We start from the raw sequence: 21,837 nt of genomic DNA on the forward strand, positions 1-21,837 counted from the left end.
CAACAAAACGCACCTCCGCAAAACAGTCGTGATACCGACAGAATACCGACGTGATTTTTGCGCCAAAATAGGGAGGTTAACTCACGCCTTCGGATGGGTCTTGTTATAGACTTCCATCAATCGCGCCGCATCGACTTGGGTGTAGGCCTGCGTCGTTGACAAGGATGCATGGCCCAAGAGTTCCTGAATGGCGCGTAAGTCCCCACCAGCGCTTAATAAATGCGTGGCAAAGCTGTGTCGCATCGCATGTGGCGTGGCGCTCGCAGGCAGGCCCAGTTGCTGCCGTGTTTGCTGCATAACCTTCTGCACCTGTCGTGGATTAAGCGCCCCGCCGCGCACCCCACGAAACAACGGAAGACCCTCGCTAAGTGTATGAGGGCAAAGACGAATATAGCGCGCCACCGCATCGCGTGCCGTGTCGATCACCGGCACCACCCGCTCTTTGCCGCCTTTCCCAACAATGCGCAGCGCATTGGGCAAGGGCACATCCGCTCCCGTCAGGCCAAGCGCCTCAGAGATGCGCAATCCGCATCCGTAAAGCATTGTAATCACGGCGATATCCCGTGCGCCCACCCAGTCTTCTTGTGATTGAAACTCCACGGTCTCAATCACATCCTTGGCTGCGCCTTCACTCAAAGGGCGTGGCAGTTTGGCCTGAAATTTCGGCGCGCGGGTTGCGAGAACAGCCGTCGGATCACATCCTTCTTTGTCGGCCAGCCAGCGGTAAAAACTCTTTACGGACGAGAGCTTACGCGCCAGTGAGCGTGGCGCAATGCCACTGGATCGCGCACTCGCCATCCAACTGCGCATGTCCGGCACACCCAGCTCCATCAAAGGGGCCAGCCCCTGCGGCCCGCCTTTGTGCATCGTCATAAAGATCAGGAATTCTGTGAGGTCTCTTTGATAAGCCGCAACGGTGTTCTCGGACGCGCCTTGCAACGCTGTTTTATGGGCCAGAAACCGCGCAACCGCGTCACTGGCCGCAGGGCTTATCACGCCAGCCAGCGGCGCATGGCACGCTCAAACACACCGGCAAAAAACGTCAACAGATCAGTGCCTTGCTGCGGTGTGAACTGGTGCGGATCTTCAGCCCCCATGACCAGCAAGCCGGGTAGGCGGCCAGAGCCAAAGTCCAACTTCAGACAGGCCTCAGAGCGGATCCAATCGGCGTCATCACCATAGACCACCGAACCCCCACCCTGTATTTGGCGCAACGTCACCTGCCGCTGTGGTATATTGCGTCCACCGGTCAAATAGTCTTCCACAAATCCAGGAGCCGCCGTCGACAAAACATCTCCAAGACGTGCGATATTGGCGTCACCCTCGGTTTCCGCTTCGGTTTCCAGCACCAAACGCACTGCATCCACGCGCAAAATATCGGCCACTTCGCCGCCCAAATCGTGCAGGAAGCCTTCAAATTCTACCGGATCCAGCATCCGTAGTATGGCGCGGTGCACCTGATTTGTACCAGCGAGGTTGTCGTAAGCTGCTGCGATCACGCTGCGATGTGTGTCTTCCAGCCGATCCAAACGCGATTCAAGCCGCTCCATGGCGATGCCGCGCAGGTCAACGATGTTGCCACCCATGGTTTTTTCATTGGCGGCAATCAATGCGCGCATCAGGTCTCGGTCTTCCAGAATTACATCTGGTTGCGAGATGATCTTCTCGCGCATGTCGTCTTCGATTTTTGGAGTACTGCTCATGTCGTCGCCATTTTTGGTCGTTGCGGTAACCTTATCAGAGCGTTTCCCAAAATGCCGCAACTTTTTTGCACTGCAGCGTCGCATCTGCGGGCTTTTGCCAAAGGTGTTCGGTTTGGGTGGGGGCGTGCCAAGGGGGGAGTGTTGTTTGCTATCCTGGGAGACGAAGGATGGTTTTGCTCAGCAGTTACGGCTTGCTCTTTTCAGCGCCTCTGAGATAACGAGCCAATCCCGCTAAGCCCTTATCCGCAGAGAGAAAACCATGAGCACCAAAAACCGCACCTCCTTGGCAACCCGCGTCATCCATGCCGGTCATGAGCCCGACCCTGCCACCGGTGCGGTGGTGCCCCCTCTCTACACGGCCACAACCTACGTGCAGGACGGTATCGGAAAAAACCGAGGCTATGATTATTCCCGATCTGGCAACCCAACTCGGCAGCGGGTGGAAAGCTGCCTTGCGGATCTTGAAAACGCGGAGGCGGCTTTTGTGTTCCCGTCCGGCCTCTCTGCTGCGTCAACCATGCTGGCAACGCTGAAGCCGGGCGCCAAGATCGTCGCGCACGAAGATCTCTATGGAGGTGTTTATCGACTGTTGGCCCAGGTTGGTCCTGCGATGGCTGGATATGATGTTGAACTGGTTGATTTTTCCGACGCGGAAGCTTTGAGGGCAGTGGCTCAGGGTGCCAATCTGATGTGGTTTGAGACGCCGTCCAACCCGCTGTTAAAAATTGTAGATTTACAGGCGGTGGCCCAAATCGCGCGCGACGTAGGGGCGGTGACGGTGTGTGACAGTACCTTTGCGTCGCCTTGCGGTCAGTTGCCATTGGATCATGGCGTTGATGTGGTGATGCATTCCGCCACCAAATTTCTTGGCGGGCATTCGGACCTGTTGGGTGGGGTGCTGTCGGTGTCGGAAAGGGCACCGGAAGGCCTGGCGGGACGTGTTGGTTATCTGCAAAACGCGCTTGGCGCGGTGATGAGCCCAAGCGATTGTGCACTGCTTCTGCGGTCTTTGCGCACGCTGGCTCTTCGGGTTGAACGACAGGCGTCTTCGGCAGCGTTTATTGCTGAAAAACTGTCTCAAAACGCAAGTGCTTACGGGATTTCTCAAGTGGTTTATCCCGGCTTGGAAACCCATCGGGGCCATGCCATCGCTGCACAGCAGATGGCAAACTTTGGCGCGCTGATTTCATTGCGATTGGAGGGCGGGCTTGACCGGGTGGAGCGTGTGCTGACGTCGACACGTTTGTTCCACTTCGCGGTCAGTCTTGGCAGTGTAGAAAGCCTGATTCAGCATCCCGCATCCTTGACCCACGCGGCAGTGGCCGAAGAGCATCGGGAGAAAATCAGCATCGGTGATGATCTCATTCGCTTGTCGGTCGGGTGCGAGGATCCTGATGATTTGGTCGCTGATTTGGATGCGGCTTTGCGGACTGCTTGATTTCCCATCTTTGATCAAGGCGAGGGTTGGTGCCTCTCGCCTTGATAAGATTGCTTGGATGTTGAGGTCAGCGATGGCGATTGCCAAGCACCCCTACAGGCTCTTGGCTTTTTCGCGCAGGGCAAACTTTTGAATCTTGCCTGTAGAGGTTTTAGGCAATTCGCCAAATACCACTTTCTTTGGGGTTTTGAATCCTGCAAGGTGTTCTCGTGCAAAAGAAATCACCTCTTTCTCCTCTGCCGTTTGACCGTCCAAGAGTTCGACAAAGGCACAGGGAATTTCGCCCCATTTCTCGTCTGATTTGGCCACAACCGCTGCAAGGTTCACTGCAGGGTGATGCATCAGCACACCTTCGACTTCCACAGAGCTGATGTTCTCTCCACCAGAGATGATGATGTCTTTGGCGCGATCGGTGATTTGTACGTAGCTGTCGGGATGCTGTACCGCGATGTCGCCAGAATGGAAGTAGCCGCCGGCAAAGGCTTCTTTGGTGGCTTCGGGATTTTTCAAATAGCCTTTCATAACCGCATTGCCGCGGATCATGATCTCGCCATCTGCGGCACCATCCATAGGAATTTGCGCCATTTTGTCGTCAAGAACAGTGATGTCGTCCATGAAGGGCATCGCCACACCCTGGCGGGCTTTGATCGCGGCGCGGTCATGGCCTTCTAGGTCGTCCCAGCGGGTGTCATCCCACAGGCATTCTGTGGCCGGACCATAGACTTCGGTCAGGCCATAGACTTGCGTGATGTGAAAACCCATCGGTTCGATCTTGGCCAAAGTGGCCGGCGCAGGGGGGGCGCCAGCGGTGAAGACTTCGACAACGTGATCAAACGCTCGGCGCTGCTCTTCCGGCGCATTGACCAGCATATTCAACACGATAGGGGCGCCACCAAAGTGGGTCACGCCCTCATCTGCAATTGCGTTGAAAATCGCCTGCGCTGTGATGTCCCGACAGCAGACAATGGTGCCACCCACCATCGGCATCATCCACGTGTGGCACCAGCCGTTGCAATGAAACAGGGGCACAATGGTCAGGTAGACTGGGTGCAATGTCATGCGCCAGCTCAGCACTTGTCCCATGGCGTTCAGATAGGCGCCACGGTGGTGGTACACCACGCCCTTGGGCTTGCCTGTCGTGCCTGAAGTGTAGTTGAGCGCGATGCTCTCCCATTCGTCTTGTGGCATGATCCAGTCAAACACAGGGTCGCCTTGCGCCAATAGGTCTTCATAGGTCTGGTGCCGTCCGGTGGCCGGAAAACCTGCCTCCGGGGCTGCCACCTCGATCAGCGTGGGGGCGGGGGTGGTCATCGCGGCGCAAGCGGCCTCGGCAAGCTCGAGGAACGCGCTATCGACCAAAACCACTTTGGCTTCCCCGTGTTCAAAGATGTAGGTCACCGTCGCGATATCAAGGCGAATGTTGATCGCGTTCAGTACGGCGCCGCAGGCAGGCACGCCAAAATGCGCCTCACATGCGGCCGGCGTGTTGGGCAGAAGCGCAGCAACCACGTTGCCAGGTTTCACACCCAAACTGACGAGGCCGCTGGCCAGCTGGCTGCATCGTGCGTGATACTCCCGATAGGTGCGGCGAATCTCTCCATCTACCAGGGCGAGGCGGTCTGGAAAGATTTTTGCCGCACGCTTCAGCCCCGACAGGGGGGACAAGGGTACATAATTTGCCGCGCATTTTTCCAAACCAGTTTCATCAGACATCCAACCCATCGGCGAACCCTCCCATTAAATGCTGGATGCAATCTTGCGGATGTCGTTTCAAAAGGGAAGACGGTAATAATACGCACGCCTTAGTTGGTATTCTTGAAACAATCATGCGTTTCGGGGGCTGTTTCCAAGGTCTGGCGCAGCGCTGCGGCAAAGGTAATGGCAAGCGGGCGCTGTTTCAAATTTCATTCAGTTTGAGCCTTCTCTCAGTTGAACTAAATGCAGAACAGCCTGCTGAGATTGTTTACGAATTGTAGAGGCTGGCACCAAACAATCGGACCTGCGGTTCAAAAACAATGAAGAGCCGTATGACTATTTGGATGGGGCCGAATACTCGATGGAACATATGGTGGGAACACTTCGTGACAAAGCCCGGTTGGCTTTGGCGGCCAGGCGCCGCCAATCCAACCTGCGGCCGGTGATCACAACCACGGGATGTGGGTTTGTGGGAGGCACCCGTGTGGTCACGCCGGGTGGCTGGGCCACTGTAGACAGCTTGCATGTCGGCGACGAAGTCCTCACATTTGACGCTGGGTTTCAGCGTGTCACCGCTTTGGCGACAGATCCGATCTTCAGGCACGACCACGTGACCCCGCGCCAGCTTTGGCCGATTTTTGTCCCCGCCGGCGCCTTGGAGAATCGGCGAAATCTCTTGGTGCAACCGGGGGAAGGGGTTCTCGTCGAAAGCCCGTCGGTACGCGACAAATGGGGCGATCCCTATTCTGTCATCCCTGGCGCAGCTTTGGACGTATTGAGCGGCACCTACCGCGTGGAACCAACCACGCCGCTTAAGGCTATCCTGCCGGTATTTGCTGATGATCAGATGGTGTTTGTCAACGGCGGGGCACTGTTGTTTTCCCAGTGCATTTGGGGCGTACGTGCCGGTGTGCGGCCCCGTTTTGGTCGGGCGGCGAACTACAACATGGTGCCGGTGCAAACAGCTATGACCATGCTGGAAAGCGGCGCGGTGCGGAATGTGTCTGTGAAGCCAGAGATGATGCTAGCCGCAGCGTAGAAAATTCACAAAATAAAACGCCCGGCAGCATAGGCTACCGGGCGTTTTGTGTTTAAAATGATGCGTTTAGGCTGCCGCTTTGGCCTTTGGACCAAAGCGGCCATAGAAGGTCTCACCTTTGTCTGCCATCTCACGCAGTAGTGCTGGGCAGGCAAACCGATCGCCAAATTTCTCGGCCAGTTGGTCACAGCGTTCTGCAGCCCAGGCGGCACCAACGATGTCGAGCCAGCTGAATGGCCCGCCGGACCAAGGCATGAAGCCCCAACCCAGGATTGCGCCCACGTCACCTTCACGGATGTCTTCCAACACGCCCGCTTCCAGCGCCCGCACGGCTTCCAGAACTTGCGCAAAGATCAGGCGATGCTGCACTTCGATCAGATCAGGCTGTTCGTCCAGAAGCGGAAACTTCTCGTTGAAGCCGGTCCAGTAGTCGCCGCGTTTGCCTTTTTCATCATAGTCAAAGAAGCCAGCTTTTGCCTTTCGGCCCAAACGGCCCTCTTCGACCATCCAGAAGGTCACGTCATCCGCAACGGAGGCCGGATAGGCATCCCCCATGGCTGCTTTCGTGGCTTTGGCAATCTTTGCCCCCAGATCCAGCGAGGTCTCATCCACCAACTGAATTGGCCCCACCGGGAAGCCCAGCAACTGTGCTGCGTGGTCCAGCAACGGACGGCCGACACCTTCACCCGCCATCATCACGCCTTCGTTGATGTAAGGAATGATACAACGGTTGGCGTAGAAGAAGCGCTCATCGTTCACAACGATCGGCGTCTTGCGGATCTGACGCACATAGTCGAGCGCTTTGGCCACCGCACGGTCGCCGGTTTCCTTGCCTTTGATGATTTCCACCAGCGCCATTTTCTCCACTGGGGAGAAGAAGTGGATGCCGATGAACTGCTCTTTGCGCACCGAGGCCTCCGCCAAACCAGTGATCGGCAGTGTCGAGGTGTTGGAGGCAAAGATCGCATCCTCAGGGATGATCGCTTCGACTTTCTTGGTCATCTCGGCTTTCACACCGACATCTTCGAACACCGCTTCGATGATCAGGTCGACATCGGACAGATTGTTCAGATCAGTGGTGGCGTTGATGCGGCCCAACATGGCCTCTTTTTTTTCTGCCGTGACCTTGCCGCGCTTGATGCCCTTGTCGAGATAGGTCTCGGAGTAGGCTTTGCCGCGATCTGCCGCTTCTTGGTTGGTGTCGATTAGCACAACATCCATACCGGCCTGTGCGGACACCAGCGCGATGCCTGCACCCATCATGCCTGCGCCCAGAACGCCGACTTTTTTGACGGACTGATCCGGCACGTCCGGGCGGTTTGCTCCTTTTTCCAGCGCTTCTTTGTTGATGAACAGAGACTGGATCATCGCCGAAGACGACGGGTTCATCAGCACGTTCACGAACCAGCGTGCTTCGATCTTCAGCGCGGTGTCAAACGGCACCTGTGCACCTTCGTAGGCGGCAGACAGCAGCGCTTTGGCCGCTGGGTACACGCCCCATGTGTTGCCGTTCACCATGGCCGACGCGCCTGCGTAGGTCATGAAACCCGCTGGGTGATACGGCTCACCACCTGGCATTTTGTAGCCTTTGGCATCCCAAGGCTTCAGGATGTCTTTGTCTGTAGCCGACAACACCCATTCGGTTGCGGCTGCAACAGGATCGTCCACCACTTCATGGATGATGCCCGCGGATTTGGCTTTCTTCGGATCGACCATCTTGCCTTGCAGCAGGAACGGCGAGGCCGCCATGGCGCCCATCATGCGAATAAAGCGCGTGGTGCCGCCCATGCCCGGGAAGATGCCAACCATGATTTCCGGCAGGCCAATTTTTGCCTTTGGGTTGTCAGCGGCAAAGATGCGGTGGGTTGCCAACGGCAGTTCCAGACCAATCCCAAGCGCGGTGCCGGGCAGGGCAGAAGCGATGGGCTTGCCGCCTTTGTTGGTCTTTGGGTCCATACCCGCGCGCTCGATTTTGCGCAGGAACTTGTGGCCCATCATAGTGAAGTCAAACAGCGCTTGCGCAGGCTCGTCGCCAGCATCCGCACGGATGGAGCCAAGCACGTTCAGGTCCATGCCGCCGGCAAATGTGTCTTTGCCAGAGGTAATTACCGCGCCTTTGATGTCGTCGTTGCCCAGCACTTCGTCAATGCAAGCTTCCAAGTCGCCAAAAGCCTCACGGCTCAGCACGTTCATTGATTTGGACTTCACGTCCCATGTGATGATGGCGACACCGTTGTCGCCGACTTTCATTGTGAAATCAGTCATGTCTCTTATCCTAATGTCAGCCGGTTACACGCGTTCGATGATGGTGGCCGCGCCCATGCCGGACGCGATGCAGAGGGTGGCCAGGCCGGTTTCTTTGTCCTGACGCTCCAGCTCGTCCAGCAATGTGCCGATGATGATCGCGCCGGTGGCGCCCAGTGGGTGACCCATCGCGATGGAGCCGCCGTTCACGTTTACCAGCGCCGGATCAACGTCAAACGCCTGCTGGAAACGCATCACCACCGAAGCGAAGGCTTCGTTGACCTCAAACAGGTCGATGTCAGAGATCGCCATGCCTGCGTCTTTCAGGATCTTCTGTGTCGCAGGGACCGGACCGGTCAGCATGATGGTTGGGTCCAGACCAATTTTGCAGGTCTGTTTGATCACCGCACGTGGCTTAATGCCGTATTTCTCACCAAACTCTTTGTTGCCGATCAGTACGCCAGCAGAGCCATCCACGATACCGGAAGAGTTACCGGCGTGGTGGATGTGGTTGATCTTCTCAAGGTGGGGGTACTTCATGATCGCCAGCTTGTCGAAACCGGGCATCACTTCGCCCTGTTCCTTAAACGCAGGCTTCAGGCCACCGAGGGATTGCATGTCGGTGCCCGGACGCATGTACTCGTCGCGATCCAGAATGGTCAGGCCGTTGATGTCCTTGACCGCCACGATGGACTTATCAAACCGGCCTTCCTCCCACGCCATTGCGGCGCGGCGTTGGGATTCTACGGCCAATTGGTCCGCTTGATCACGGGTGAAACCGTACTCAGTCGCAATGATGTCGGCGGAAATGCCCTGTGGGACAAAATACATGTCCATAGCGACAGATGGATCTACGGCAATTGCGGCCCCGTCAGAGCCCATCGGCACGCGGCCCATCATTTCAACGCCGCCAGCGATGTATGCATCGCCTGCGCCGCCTTTGACCTGGTTCGCCGCGAGGTTCACAGCTTCCATGCCAGACGCGCAGAAGCGGTTGATCGAGAGGCCTGGAATGATTTCGTCCAGATCGGAAGCGAGTACAGCGGTCCGCGCCAAGCAGCCGCCTTGCTCTTTCACTTGGGTCACGTTGCCCCAGATCACGTCTTCAACGGCGTGGCCTTCCAGGCCGTTGCGCTCTTTCAGGCTGTTCAAAACAGTCTTGGACAGGGCAACGGAGGTCACCTCGTGCAGGCTGCCATCTTTGCGGCCTTTGCCGCGCGGCGTGCGCACGGCGTCATAGATATAGGCTTCGGTCATTGTGGTCTCCTATTATCAGGCGAGATCAGGCGCGGTCCGCAGGGGAACCGGGCATCAGGTCGTAGGGGTGTTTCCACCCCGGCGTTTGCGAAATATTGGATAGCCAGCGGTCAATGTTGGACCATTCGGCACGGTCAAAGCCAAAGGGCTCTGGATAGTAGAGGTAGGAACAGCAGGTCAGGTCCGCGTTGGTCAGGCTGTCGCCCACAATCCAGTCACGTCCCTCAAGATGTTTGTTCAGAATGTCATAGGCGCCTTTGAGACGGCCTTGATTGAAGGCAATCACCTCTTTGGGCTGTTTGTCTTCGGGCATGAAGTTGATCAGGAAGCGGGTCATGCCTGCAAACGAACTGAGCTTGTGGTTATCCCAGAATTGCCAACGCAGAATTTCGCGGCGTTCATCGTTGTCGCGCCCCGCAAATTTCCCGGTTTTCTCGGAAATGTAATCCTGAATGACCGAGGACTGTGTCAGGCTAAAGTCGCCATCCACAAGCACCGGCGCTTCACCCATCTCATTTACGTTCTGGCGGTATTCATCGGAGCGGGTTTCGCCTGCAAAGAAGTCCACCTTCACGGGCTCCCATTCGAGACCGGAAAGTTCCAATGCCAGAGCAGCTTTGTAGGAATGGCCACTTTCCCCAAAACAGTAGAGTTTGATTGTCATGCCGTCCTCCCCTTGGCAAATGTCTGCGCGGGCTTGATCACCGTTTGCGGTCATCCAAAGTCGCGTTGAACTGGCGCAAGCGATGCGCCAGTTGGTCGTCGTCTGTTACAGCGTCGAAGTTCTCAAACAGAAACGAGAGCGCCTCACCTTCGTCCAGACCGGCCTCCGTCGCAAAACTGCGTAGCTTACGATACCCATCCTCTGTCATCGCAACAGGGAAACGGCGGGTCAGTCGAAAACGTTTGGGCATCTGTCCTCCATTACGACGCCGGTACACGAGTGGAGGGCGGGGAGGCCCCGCCCAACCGGATCAAAACTGGTCTGCGGCCAGCGCCATCACGGTGTCGCCACCGGATTGGATACGCGCCAGGTGCATGCCGGTCGCTGGCAGACGACGCGCCATGTAGTAGCGGCCGGTGGTCAGCTTGGTCTCGTAGAAGGTTTTGTCTTCGGCACCAGAGGCCAATGCCGCGTTTGCGGCTTTGGCCATCTGGGCCCACATCAGGCCCAGGCAAACATGACCGAAGAGATGCATGAAGTCGTTGGAACCAGACAGAGCATCATTCGGGTTCTTCATGCCTGCTTGCATGAAGTACATGCTTGCGGCTTGCAGATCCTTCGAAGCTTGCTTTAGCGGGCCAACAAAATCCTTCAGCGCTTCGTCTTCGCCATTTTCTTTGCAGAAGCTTTTGACCAGCTCAAAGAAGGCCATCACGTGCTTGCCGCCGTCAGCTGCCAGCTTGCGACCCACGAGGTCCAGAGCCTGAACACCGTTTGCGCCTTCGTAGATCATCGCAATCCGCGCATCGCGGGTGAACTGGCTCATGCCGTGCTCTTCGATGTACCCGTGGCCGCCATAAACCTGCTGGGCTTTGACCGTCATGTCGTAGCCTTCATCGGTCAGGAAACCTTTGATAACCGGGGTCATCAGAGAGACCAAACCATCAGCGTCTTTGTCACCTTTGCGGTGAGATTCATCGAGAAGTTTAGCCCCCCACAGAATGAACGCGCGACCCGCTTCCACAAAAGATTTCTGATCCATCAGAGAGCGACGGATATCCGGGTGCACGATCAACGGATCTGCTGGGCCATCCGGGTTTTCAACCCCAGTTACGGCGCGGCCCTGCAAGCGATCTTTCGCGTATTCCACGGCGTTTTGGTAGGCCGCTTCAGCGGCGGAAAGGCCCTGCATCCCAACACCCAGACGCGCTTCGTTCATCATGGTGAACATGGCGCGCATGCCTTTGTTCAGGTCTCCCAGCAGGTAGCCTTCGGCTTCATCGTAATTCAGCACACAGGTGGAGTTGCCGTGAATGCCCATCTTCTCTTCGATGCTGCCAACCGACACGCCATTGCGCGCACCGATGGTGCCTTCGTCATCCACAATAAACTTGGGCACGATGAAGAGAGATACGCCTTTGATGCCTTCCGGGCCGCCGGGCACTTTGGCGAGAACAAGGTGGACAATGTTGTCCGCCATGTCGTGGTCGCCAGCAGAAATAAAGATCTTCTGACCGGAGATTTTGTAGCTGCCGTTGTCCTGCGGCTCTGCCTTGGTGCGCATCAGACCCAGATCGGTGCCGCAATGTGGCTCTGTCAGGTTCATGGTGCCGGTCCACTCACAGGAGACCATTTTCGGCAGCCATTTGCTTTTCTGCTCATCGGTACCGTGGGCGAGGATCGCCGCCGCTGCACCGTGGGTCAGACCCTGATACATGGTGAACGCTTGGTTGGAGGAGGAGAACATCTCACCAACTGCTGTGCCGAGCACCTGTGGCATGTTCTGTCCGCCGTATTCCTCGGGCATATCCAGACCCGGCCAGCCGCCTTCTTTCACTTGCTCAAATGCGGCTTTGAAACCTGTCGGCGTATACACAACGCCGTTTTCCAAGCGACAGCCTTCTTGATCGCCAACAACATTGAGAGGCGCCAACACTTCGCCGGTCAATTTGCCAGCTTCTTCCAGCACGGCGTTGGTGAAGTCGGCGTCCAGGTCGCTGTAGCCTGGAATGTCGGAGTTGGAGACGTTCAATACGTCGTGCAGCACAAACTGCAGGTCTTTTACGGGCGCGGTATAAATCGGCATATAGCTCTTCCCTTTGGATGATCCGAGACGGAATTTGGTGTGCGTCGCTTACTGAGCGGCGTCTTTCTGCGATGTGAGATCGGATAGGAACTGTTCGCCCCATTTGAGTTGTTCGCGCAGATCGTCGATCGCTTCGTTCAACTCGTCGCGTTGCTCTTCCATGTCTTTGAGGCGGTGCTTGGCCACTTCATAGGTGCGTTGCATCTGCGTCGCCTGTTGATCGCCCATGTCATATAGGTCGAGCAGCTGGCGGATTTCTTCGAGAGAAAATCCAAAACGCTTGCCACGCAGGATCAGTTTCAAACGGGCGCGGTCACGTTTAGTGAACAAACGCTTTTGGCCCTCGCGAACGGGGAACAAAAGTTCCTTGGACTCGTAAAAACGCAGGGTACGAGGGGTCACGTCATAGACGTCACACATCTCGCGAATGGTCATCGTTTCTTCGCTCATCGTTGCGTCCTTTCTTACGGAAGTTGGGAACAAAATGGGCTTCGGGAATTGGGTTACTATACAGCTTGACGTTAACGTAAGTAAGACGTCACGTCACAAATTGAAGTGACGTAGGATCAGTTTTTTCATCTTAAGCGATATCCTGCGCATCGGGAGCAGTTTGGGGCAGCAAAAGAAAAGGCGCCCAATGGGCGCCCAATATTTGCTCAGCGTGTTTCAGTAAGAGATCACGGTTTAGGTGGCCTTGGTGAGGAAGCCCGCAGTTTCGTCCCGCAGTGCCTTCAGTTCCCGCATCGCCTCATCCAGTTGTTGGCGCTGTTCTTCAAGCTCCGCCATCTGGCGGTCAGCCATTTCAACAAAGGCCTGCATCTGTGCGGAGGTGCCATCGTTCTCATAAATCATGAGCCACTGGCGGATGTCTTCGAGCTTAATGCCAAAGCGGCGTCCGCGCATGATTAGGGTCATGCGGGCGATCTCACGAGGGCCAAAAAAACGGCTGCGACCTTCACGTTCCGGCTGCAAGAGCTCGATATACTCATAATAACGCAGCGTTCTGGGCGTGACGTCAAAACGGGCGCACATTTCCTTAAAAGTCATGCGAGTATCAGACATTTGCGGGGCCTCCTTGGGGGCGAAACTTAGTTTGCATCCGCAGCAAGAGCAACCGCCCCCTTGAAGCCAGCGACAAATGGCGCTCATAAAGGACGAAAACCAGTCGGAGGCAGGACATGGAACCGGACAAAGCAAAAATGGCGGAGCATTTCATCAATGCGATTCCCCATTGCAAGGCGTTGAACATGCGGCTGACGGACATTGGCGCCGGCAAAGCAGAAATGGAATTGCCCTATGATGCCAAAATTGTTGGCGATCCGGAAACCGGGGTTTTGCACGGCGGCGCGGTTTCGGCCTTGATGGACACCTGTTGCGGTGCGGCCGCGATGTGCCATCCATCTTCACCGTCCGGGACCGCGACAATTGATTTGCGAATTGACTATATGCGCGCGGCGACGCCGGGGCAGAATGTGCGCACCAAAGCCGAGTGTTACCACATCACCCGTTCGGTGGCCTTTGTGCGGGCAACCGCGTTTGATGATGACGACGCTCGTCCCGTTGCCACGGCAACCGGCGCCTTTACAGTGCAGAGGAGCTGAGTATGCCACGCCCCCGCCCAGAACCCGTACAGGTGGTCAAACAACGCCGTGACACAGCGCTCTCTGCGCTGGTGCATGGTGTGCCTTACATTAATTTTCTTGGCATCGAGTTTGAACGCCGTGGTGATGAGCTCACCGCCATTTTGCCGTTTGATGATAAGCTGATTGGCAACCCACTTTTACCCGCCATTCATGGCGGCGTGACGGCGGGCTTTCTTGAGACCACGGCGGTGATTGGGTTGGCTTGGTCCGGGTTGTGGGATGATATCGAGAGCGGTCGGATTTCCATGGAAAGCCTGACCGAAGGCCATTTGCCCCGTTTGCCCAAGACAATAGACTTCACAGTGGACTACCTGCGATCCGGTTTGCCTCGCGATGCCTATGCCCGTGCGCGGGTGAACCGCTCCGGCCGTCGTTATGCCTCTGTACATGTCGAGGCTTGGCAAGATCAGCGCGACGTGTTGTTTGCGCAGGCCACCGGCCATTTCTTGATGCCATCCAAAGATGAATGAAGGACCGCAAGCGAGTGGTGTTGGCGAAATCACTCACCGGCGCATTTTACACACCGCCCTTCCGATTGTTTTGTCCAACGCCACAGTGCCTATCCTTGGTGCAGTGGACACAGGTGTCGTCGGGCAGTTGGGCGAAGCTGCGCCCATTGGTGCTGTGGGCATTGGCGCTGTTATTCTTGCAGGGCTCTACTGGATTTTCGGGTTCCTGCGGATGGGCACCACAGGCCTAACTGCACGCGCCAAAGGGGAAGGGCGGTACGGTGAAGTGGCCGCGATGCTCACCCGTGCGGTGATGATTGGCGTTGTGGCGGGGCTTTTGCTCATTGTCGGCCAAGTTTGGTTTTTCCGAGCAGCTTTTTGGCTGTCTCCAGCTTCTCCGGAAGTTGAGGTTCTGGCTCAACAGTATTTGCAATTCCGCATTTGGTCTGCTCCAGCGGCGATTGCAATTTACGGCCTCACAGGGTGGTTGATTGCTCAGGAGCGTACAAAGGCCGTGCTTGTCATTCAGCTTTGGATGAACGGCGTCAACATTCTGCTCGACCTATGGTTCGTGCTTGGGTTGGGTTGGGGTGTTGAAGGTGTGGCGATTGCCACTGTCATTGCCGAGGTGACGGGCTGCGCTTTGGCTGTGTGGTTGTGTCGCGACGTTTTCCAAAACCCTGCGTGGAAAGAAAAGGCGCGTGTTTTGGATCGGGCAGCCTTGCGGGAAATGGCGGCAGTTAATGGCGATATTTTGCTGCGATCCTTGATGTTGCAGGCAATCTTCATGTCGTTCTTGTTTCTGGGAGCGGATTTTGGGGATGACACACTGGCGGCAAATCAGGTGCTGTTGCAGTTCCTTTACATTACGGCCTACGCGCTGGATGGCTTTGCCTTTGCTGTGGAAACACTCGCAGGCCAGGCCTTTGGTGGCAAAGACCGCGTCGGGTTGCGGCGAGCCACTTATTTGGCTTCCGTCTGGGCGGTGCTTGGGTCGATCCTTATCGCGACAGTTTATTGGATTGCCGGCGGCTGGATTGTGGACCTCATGACATCCTCTGTGACTCTTAGGGCATTGGCGCGGGACTATCTGCCTTGGGTGGTGCTCTCTCCCATGCTTGGTGTTGTACCCTTTATGCTGGATGGCGTTTTTATTGGCGCGACGCAAACCAAAGACATGCGCAACATGATGCTGCTTTCAACCGTAATCTACTTTGCTGCGTTGGCGGTTTGTTTGCCGAGTTTGGGCAATCATGGCTTGTGGCTGGCATTGATGGTCAGTTTTGTGGCGCGCGGCGTCACATTGGCCTTGCGGTATCCGGCTTTGGAAGCGCGGGCAGCGACCTAACGCAAGGCTCTCAATATAAAAGAGAATACCAAATGGGCGGCGCAGTTTGCGTCGCCTTTTTTGTTGTGTGGGGCTTGGGGTGGCGTGAAATTTCTTGATCCGTGCTGCGACTCGGTCTAGTTATTGAACAACTGTTCAATAACTGAAGGGGGTGTCCCATGTTCATGCACACGATGAATTTTGACCTGGGTGAAGACGTCAACGCGCTGCGCGAGATGGTGCACCGCTTTGCGCAAGAGCGCATCAAACCGATGGCCGCAGAGATCGATCTGAAAAACGAATTCCCCAATGAGCTTTGGAAAGAGTTTGGCGAATTGGGCCTGTTGGGGGTCACCGTTCCAGAAGAATTTGGCGGGGCCGGCATGTCCTATCTGGCACATGTGATTGTGGTCGAAGAGCTTGCCCGTGCGTCCGCGTCCGTATCCTTGTCCTACGGCGCGCACTCCAACCTCTGTGTGAACCAGATTAAACTCAACGGCACCGATGAGCAGCGCGCCAAATACCTGCCGCGCCTGCTATCTGGTGAGCATGTTGGGGCTCTGGCCATGTCCGAACCCTCCGCCGGCTCAGATGTGGTGTCGATGAAGCTGCGTGCCGAGAAGCGCAACGATCGCTTTGTTCTGAACGGCAACAAATACTGGATCACCAACGGTCCAGACGCCGATACGCTGGTGGTTTATGCCAAAACCGATCCGGATGCAGGCCCGCGCGGCATCACAGCTTTCCTGATCGAAAAAGAGATGAAGGGGTTCACCACCTCGCCGCATTTCGACAAGCTGGGCATGCGCGGCTCAAACACCGCAGAGTTGATTTTTGAAGATGTAGAAGTGCCGTTCGAGAATATTCTTGGCGAAGAAGGCAAAGGTGTTGCGGTTCTGATGTCCGGATTGGATTACGAACGCGTGGTTCTGGCGGGCATCGGCACCGGCATTATCGCGGCCTGTTTGGACGAAATCATGCCCTACATGGTGGAGCGCAAACAGTTTGGCCAATCCATCGGCAATTTCCAACTGATGCAGGGCAAAATCGCCGACATGTACACCGCGATGAACTCTGCACGCGCCTATGTGTATGAATGTGCGAAAGCCTGCGACGAAGGCCGCATCACCCGTCAGGACGCCGCGGCGTGTTGTCTCTACGCATCCGAAGTAGCGATGACCCAGGCGCACCAGGCGGTGCAGGCCATGGGTGGCGCGGGCTACCTGTCTGATAACCCTGTGGGTCGGATTTTCCGCGATGCGAAGCTGATGGAGATTGGCGCAGGCACCAGCGAAATCCGCCGTATGCTGATTGGCCGCGAACTGATGGCAGCGCAGGCGTAAGGGCTCCGAAGCGCCAATTTGCCCTGTGGGGTTGGGCGGGAACAGCCTTCTCGCTTACCCTCAAGGCAAATCAGCGTTTTGAAAGGCATCAAACCATGTGGAAGATTTTGGCATTTGCGACAGGAGTGGTCACTGGCACTGTGGCGCTGGCAGAGGGGGGGGCGGGTTTCTCGACCGTCGCAACCGAAACCTGTCTGGCGGCGATGACGGACAGTCAGAACCCCACCACATGTATCGGCAATTCCGCCAATCACTGTATGGAGGCCACTGAGGGTGGCTGGTCCACCTACGGCATGAGCCAATGCCTTGATCAGGAGCGGGCCTATTGGGACCAGCGTCTCAACGCCGCTTACAAGGCGGTCCGTGCAACGCGTAAGGCCACAGACAAAGAAATGGCCGCCCTGGGCTCGGCCGCGCCGTCTCAGGGCGATGCCCTCAAGAACATGCAACGCGCCTGGATCGCCTATCGCGACGCCACCTGTGATTACGAACGCTCACTTTGGGGCGGCGGCACGGGCGGTGGTCCGGCGACGGTGAGTTGCCTGATGTATATGACCGCCGAACAGGCGCTCTATCTGGAAGCGGATGGGCTGGTGGAGTGAGATCACACACCACGCCTGTCATAAGAATGGGATACGACAATGAGTAAGTTGCAATCCAAAGTGATCACCTCGTCTGAGGAATTTGCCGCCAATCGCGCGGCGCATCTTCAGATGATTGATGATGTGCGTCAGGTGGCGGAAAAGGCTCGTATGGGTGGCGGGGAAAAATCCCGCGCACGTCACGAAAGCCGCGGCAAAATGCTGCCGCGCCGGCGTGTGGCGGGTTTGCTGGATCCTGGCTCGCCGTTCCTGGAAGTGGGCGCGACGGCAGCGCATAACATGTACGACGGCGCCGCACCCTGTGCCGGTGTTGTGGCGGGGATTGGCCGTGTCCACGGGCAAGAGGTCATGGTGGTTTGCAATGATGCCACCGTTAAGGGTGGCACCTACTACCCGATGACTGTCAAAAAACACCTGCGGGCTCAAGAGATCGCGGAGCAGAATAACCTGCCGTGCGTCTATCTGGTGGACAGCGGCGGTGCGAACTTGCCGCAGCAAGATGAAGTGTTCCCAGACCGCGACCACTTTGGCCGTATCTTCTTTAACCAAGCCAATATGTCCGCCAAAGGCATCCCGCAGATCGCCGTTGTGATGGGCTCTTGCACAGCTGGTGGTGCCTACGTGCCGGCAATGTCAGACGTGACCATCATTGTAAAAGAGCAGGGGACTATCTTCCTTGCAGGCCCACCACTGGTGAAAGCAGCAACCGGTGAGGTTGTAAGTGCCGAAGATCTTGGCGGCGGCGATGTGCACACCCGTTTGTCCGGTGTGGCAGACTATCTGGCGGATGACGATTCCCATGCATTGGCTTTGGCGCGCGATGCACTCAAGCACCTCAACCGCACCAAACCACAAACCGTTGATTGGCAGGCGTCAGAAGAGCCTGCGTATGATCCCGAAGAAATCCTCGGTGTGGTGCCTGGCGGACTGCGCACGCCGTATGACATCCGTGAGGTCATTGCCCGGGTGGTCGACGGCTCCCGGTTTGATGAATTCAAAAAACGCTTTGGCGAAACACTGGTCTGTGGTTTTGCCCATGTGAAAGGTTGCCCCGTCGGCATCATCGCCAACAACGGCGTGCTCTATTCGGAAAGTGCAGCCAAAGGCGCGCATTTTGTTGAGCTCTGCTCGCAACGCGGAATCCCACTGGTGTTCTTGCAAAACATCACAGGCTTTATGGTTGGCCAGAAATATGAGGCCGAAGGCATCGCCCGCCATGGCGCGAAAATGGTGACCGCAGTGGCCACCACCAAAGTGCCAAAAATCACCATGTTGGTCGGCGGCTCCTTTGGCGCAGGCAACTACGGCATGGCTGGTCGCGCCTATAGTCCACGCTTCCTTTGGAGTTGGCCTAACAGCCGCATTTCCGTGATGGGCGGCGAACAGGCGGCGGGTGTACTCGCAACGGTCAAACGCGATGCCATCGAACGGCAAGGCGGGGAGTGGTCCGCGGAGGAAGAGACCGCCTTCAAACAGCCCACGCTGGACATGTTCGAAGAACAAAGCCACCCGCTTTATGCCTCAGCCCGCCTGTGGGATGACGGTATTGTCGACCCGCGCAAAACCCGCGACGTGCTGCACCTGAGCCTCACAGCCTCTCTGAACGCACCAATTGAGGAGACCAAGTTCGGCGTGTTCCGGATGTAATCTTCTCTTGGCCCAAAATATCCCCGGGGGTCCGGGGGCAGGCAGCCCCCGGTCCGACGTCTCAACACAAAGGACCACCCGATGTTTGAAAAAATTCTAATCGCCAACCGTGGTGAGATCGCCTGTCGCGTGATGGAAAGCGCCCGATCCATGGGGGTAAAAACCGTTGCTGTCTACTCCGACGCGGACGCCACCGCAAAACACGTCGCGCTGGCAGATCAAGCCGTGCACATTGGAGGTGCCGCGCCAGCGGACAGCTACCTTAAAGGCGATGTGATCATCCAAGCCGCTCTGGACACCGGCGCGCAGGGTATCCACCCCGGCTACGGCTTCTTGTCGGAAAACCCTGAGTTTGTGGAGGCTGTCGAGGCTGCAGGCCTCACCTTCATCGGTCCATCTGCCAAAGCCATCCGAGCCATGGGGCTCAAGGACGCTGCCAAAGCGCTTATGGAAGAGGCCAACGTTCCGGTCGTGCCGGGCTATCACGGTGACAATCAGGACGCGGCGTTTTTGGCCGAACAAGCCGAGGCCATCGGCTACCCTGTGCTGATCAAAGCGGTTGCGGGCGGCGGCGGCAAAGGCATGCGTCTTGTTGAGAAACCCGCGGAGTTTGCGGATGCGCTGGCGTCGGCGCAGGGCGAAGCCACCACAGCCTTCGGCAACCCGGATGTATTGATCGAGAAATACGTCACCAGCCCGCGTCACATCGAAGTGCAGGTCTTTGGGGATGGCGAAAAGGCGGTACATCTGTTTGAGCGGGACTGTTCGCTGCAACGCCGCCACCAAAAGGTCATCGAAGAAGCGCCTGCTCCGGGTATGACCGAAGAAATGCGCGCGGCAATGGGCGACGCTGCTGTACGTGCGGCCGAGGCGATCAACTACAAAGGCGCGGGCACCATTGAGTTTATCGTGGACGGTTCTGATGGCCTGCGCCCGGACGGGTTCTGGTTCATGGAAATGAACACCCGCCTACAGGTGGAGCACCCCGTCACCGAAGCCATCACCGGCGTCGATCTGGTGGAATGGCAATTGCGCGTAGCGTCAGGTGAGCCGCTGCCGAAACAGCAAGACGAGCTGACCATCACCGGCCACTCTTTTGAAGCGCGTATCTATGCTGAAGATGTACCCAAAGGCTTCCTGCCCGCGACCGGTACGCTGTCGCATCTGGAGTTCCCTGCAGCGGCGCGTATCGACAGCGGTGTGCGGGCAGACGACACAATCAGCCCGTGGTATGACCCGATGATTGCCAAGCTGGTGGTGCATGGGGCGACCCGTGAGATTGCCTTGAAACAATTGGAACGCGCGCTGCGCTGGACTGATGTGGGCGGCACCGTGACCAACGTAAGCTTTCTGGCCTTGCTCGCGGCGCAGCCCAACTTTGTGGCGGGCGACGTTGACACCGGCCTGATCGAGCGCCACATCGACGCGCTTGCAGTACAGCCGTCGGCCTGCACCAAAGCCCGTTCGGTTGCGGCGCTGACAGCGTTGGGATTGCGGCCACTGGACGGATCCGCGCCGGCCGAAACGCTGGTACTGTGGTCCCCGCTCACACACAGCGTGTCGATGATCCACAATGAAGAGCGTATCGATGTAGATGTGCGTGTGAATGACACCGGCAATTACAGCGTTCACGTCGGTGAGGCGGAGCACACCGTCACTTTCAAAGGCGGCAGCTGGTGGGTCGACACAGTCAAAGTTCCCGCGCGTACCGCGCAAAACGGCGACGAGCTGACCGTGTTCTGGGGCAACGGCTATCGCTTCACTGTCGTGGATCCGCTGGACCGTGAAGACGAAGGCGGGGCAGGCGGCAACGTGATTGCCGCACCGATGCCAGGCCTTGTGAAAGCGATTTTTGCGGAGGCCGGACAAGAGGTGAGCGAAGGCGACCGCCTGGCGATCTTGGAAGCTATGAAAATGGAGCATTCTCTGCTCGCTCCACGTGATGGTGTCGTGGCGGATGTTTTGGCCACCGAGGGCGCACAAGTCGAGGACGGTACGGCCCTAATCCTGTTGGAAGAAGACGAGACATGAGTGCGGTCCTGCATTCCATTGCGGGCAGCCGGTCCTTTCGGGTGAACTGGCTGCTTCACGAGTTGGAGGAAACGGTGCAGATCGTGCCGTACCAGATTATGGACGGCTCATTGCAGCAGCCTGACTTCAAAGCTATGTCTCCCGCCCGGCGCGTGCCGGCGTTGGAAATCGACGGACGGGTGCTCTATGAAAGCGGCGCGATTGTGCAGTACCTCTGCGAAACCCGCGAGGGGCATGGCTTGATGCCAGAGGTCGGCGGTGAGGAGCGGGCTGACTGGTTGCAATGGCTGTATTACGCAGAGACCATCGCGGCGGGCATTCAGAACCTCAACATGCAGCATCTGTTCCTGCCCAAAGATTGGATGAAGTCTCCCACTGTGATGGGGATTGAAACCAAACGGCTGGCGATTGCTTTGAAGGCAGTTGAGGGCACGTTGGCCGACGGACGGGAGTTTTTGTTGAGAAGCGGGTTTTCGGCGTCGGATGTGATGATGGGTTTCACGCTGGAAAGCGCCAGCCGATATGTGCGGTTTGATGGCTACCCGTTGACCACGGCCTATCTGCGCCGGATTGAAGCGCGTCCGGCCTATCAGGCGGCGCAGGCCGCTGAAGGGGAACAGCAGTTTTACACGCAAGACTTCTATGACTTGCCGGAGCAAGGGGCCTGAC

The 21,837-nt window shown here is 57.1% G+C and carries 20 protein-coding genes; 10 read left to right on the forward strand and 10 right to left on the reverse strand.

Translation table 11 applies throughout. From position 1 onward, the window contains the following. Window positions 1–81 precede the first annotated feature (81 nt). Window positions 82–996, reverse strand: a complete 915-nt coding sequence (locus tag Q0955_RS18140; protein WP_299427304.1) for a tyrosine recombinase XerC — start codon at window positions 994–996, stop codon at window positions 82–84. Continuing rightward, window positions 993–1,703 (reverse strand): DUF484 family protein, encoded by a 711-nt coding sequence (locus tag Q0955_RS18145; protein WP_299427307.1) that lies wholly within the window; start codon window positions 1,701–1,703, stop codon window positions 993–995. Before Q0955_RS18145 ends, Q0955_RS18140 begins: the two co-directional genes overlap by 4 nt. Window positions 1,704–1,962: 259 nt before the next feature. On the opposite strand from Q0955_RS18145, the gene Q0955_RS18150 reads away from it, so the two are divergent. Further along, window positions 1,963–3,141, forward strand: a complete 1,179-nt coding sequence (locus Q0955_RS18150) for a PLP-dependent aspartate aminotransferase family protein (protein WP_299427310.1) — start codon at window positions 1,963–1,965, stop codon at window positions 3,139–3,141. Window positions 3,142–3,234: 93 nt separating this feature from the next. On the opposite strand, the gene Q0955_RS18155 is transcribed toward Q0955_RS18150, so the two are convergent. Further along, window positions 3,235–4,863, reverse strand: coding sequence for an AMP-binding protein (locus tag Q0955_RS18155; RefSeq protein ID WP_299427312.1), 1,629 nt, complete (start codon window positions 4,861–4,863; stop codon window positions 3,235–3,237). Between the two features lie 334 nt (window positions 4,864–5,197). Between Q0955_RS18155 and Q0955_RS18160 the strand changes: the two genes are divergently transcribed. Continuing rightward, window positions 5,198–5,875 (forward strand): Hint domain-containing protein, encoded by a 678-nt coding sequence (locus Q0955_RS18160; RefSeq protein WP_299427315.1) that lies wholly within the window; start codon window positions 5,198–5,200, stop codon window positions 5,873–5,875. A 66-nt stretch (window positions 5,876–5,941) separates the two neighbouring features. On the opposite strand, the gene Q0955_RS18165 is transcribed toward Q0955_RS18160, so the two are convergent. The 7 genes from Q0955_RS18165 to Q0955_RS18195 all read right to left on the reverse strand — a co-directional run bounded on the left by Q0955_RS18165 (window position 5,942) and on the right by Q0955_RS18195 (window position 13,188). Continuing rightward, on the reverse strand, window positions 5,942–8,140 hold the full coding sequence (locus Q0955_RS18165) for a 3-hydroxyacyl-CoA dehydrogenase NAD-binding domain-containing protein (RefSeq protein WP_299427318.1): 2,199 nt from the start codon (window positions 8,138–8,140) through the stop codon (window positions 5,942–5,944). 24 nt (window positions 8,141–8,164) lie between these two features. Further along, the gene (locus Q0955_RS18170) at window positions 8,165–9,376 is read right to left on the reverse strand and encodes an acetyl-CoA C-acetyltransferase (protein WP_299427321.1); all 1,212 of its coding nucleotides are present in this window, start codon (window positions 9,374–9,376) and stop codon (window positions 8,165–8,167) included. 25 nt (window positions 9,377–9,401) lie between these two features. Next, a complete protein-coding gene (locus Q0955_RS18175; protein WP_299427324.1) occupies window positions 9,402–10,040 on the reverse strand; it encodes a glutathione S-transferase family protein in 639 nt (212 codons plus the stop codon). A 37-nt stretch (window positions 10,041–10,077) separates the two neighbouring features. Beyond that, entirely contained in the window at window positions 10,078–10,290 is a 213-nt protein-coding gene (locus Q0955_RS18180; RefSeq protein ID WP_295175263.1) for a hypothetical protein, read from the reverse strand. 60 nt (window positions 10,291–10,350) lie between these two features. Continuing rightward, window positions 10,351–12,126 (reverse strand): acyl-CoA dehydrogenase C-terminal domain-containing protein, encoded by a 1,776-nt coding sequence (locus Q0955_RS18185; RefSeq protein ID WP_299427328.1) that lies wholly within the window; start codon window positions 12,124–12,126, stop codon window positions 10,351–10,353. A 48-nt stretch (window positions 12,127–12,174) separates the two neighbouring features. Next, window positions 12,175–12,576: a MerR family DNA-binding transcriptional regulator gene (locus tag Q0955_RS18190; RefSeq protein ID WP_299427331.1), complete on the reverse strand. Its 402-nt coding sequence runs from the start codon at window positions 12,574–12,576 to the stop codon at window positions 12,175–12,177. 234 nt (window positions 12,577–12,810) lie between these two features. After that, on the reverse strand, window positions 12,811–13,188 hold the full coding sequence (locus Q0955_RS18195) for a MerR family DNA-binding transcriptional regulator (RefSeq protein WP_299427334.1): 378 nt from the start codon (window positions 13,186–13,188) through the stop codon (window positions 12,811–12,813). A 116-nt stretch (window positions 13,189–13,304) separates the two neighbouring features. Between Q0955_RS18195 and Q0955_RS18200 the strand changes: the two genes are divergently transcribed. The 8 genes from Q0955_RS18200 to Q0955_RS18235 all read left to right on the forward strand — a co-directional run bounded on the left by Q0955_RS18200 (window position 13,305) and on the right by Q0955_RS18235 (window position 21,836). Then, entirely contained in the window at window positions 13,305–13,727 is a 423-nt protein-coding gene (locus Q0955_RS18200) for a PaaI family thioesterase (protein ID WP_299427337.1), read from the forward strand. Window positions 13,728–13,729: 2 nt separating this feature from the next. After that, complete coding sequence (locus tag Q0955_RS18205; protein ID WP_299427340.1) at window positions 13,730–14,239, forward strand: PaaI family thioesterase; 510 nt, start codon at window positions 13,730–13,732, stop codon at window positions 14,237–14,239. Next, complete coding sequence (locus Q0955_RS18210) at window positions 14,232–15,566, forward strand: MATE family efflux transporter (protein ID WP_299427343.1); 1,335 nt, start codon at window positions 14,232–14,234, stop codon at window positions 15,564–15,566. Before Q0955_RS18205 ends, Q0955_RS18210 begins: the two co-directional genes overlap by 8 nt. 158 nt (window positions 15,567–15,724) lie before the next feature. Then, on the forward strand, window positions 15,725–16,888 hold the full coding sequence (locus Q0955_RS18215) for an isovaleryl-CoA dehydrogenase (RefSeq protein ID WP_299427346.1): 1,164 nt from the start codon (window positions 15,725–15,727) through the stop codon (window positions 16,886–16,888). 95 nt (window positions 16,889–16,983) lie between these two features. Continuing rightward, window positions 16,984–17,490 carry a lysozyme inhibitor LprI family protein gene (locus tag Q0955_RS18220; protein WP_299427349.1) on the forward strand — a complete coding sequence of 169 codons (507 nt, stop codon included), beginning with the start codon at window positions 16,984–16,986 and terminating at the stop codon, window positions 17,488–17,490. Between the two features lie 39 nt (window positions 17,491–17,529). Then, complete coding sequence (locus Q0955_RS18225; RefSeq protein ID WP_299427352.1) at window positions 17,530–19,137, forward strand: carboxyl transferase domain-containing protein; 1,608 nt, start codon at window positions 17,530–17,532, stop codon at window positions 19,135–19,137. Between the two features lie 81 nt (window positions 19,138–19,218). Further along, window positions 19,219–21,168, forward strand: a complete 1,950-nt coding sequence (locus Q0955_RS18230; protein WP_299427355.1) for an acetyl/propionyl/methylcrotonyl-CoA carboxylase subunit alpha — start codon at window positions 19,219–19,221, stop codon at window positions 21,166–21,168. Next, entirely contained in the window at window positions 21,165–21,836 is a 672-nt protein-coding gene (locus Q0955_RS18235; protein ID WP_299427358.1) for a glutathione S-transferase family protein, read from the forward strand. The genes Q0955_RS18230 and Q0955_RS18235 overlap by 4 nt, the downstream gene beginning before the upstream one ends. The last annotated feature ends 1 nt before the right edge of the window (window position 21,837 follow it).

Origin of the sequence: uncultured Shimia sp. (assembly GCF_947493595.1) — a bacterium.
Classification (GTDB): domain Bacteria; phylum Pseudomonadota; class Alphaproteobacteria; order Rhodobacterales; family Rhodobacteraceae; genus Shimia.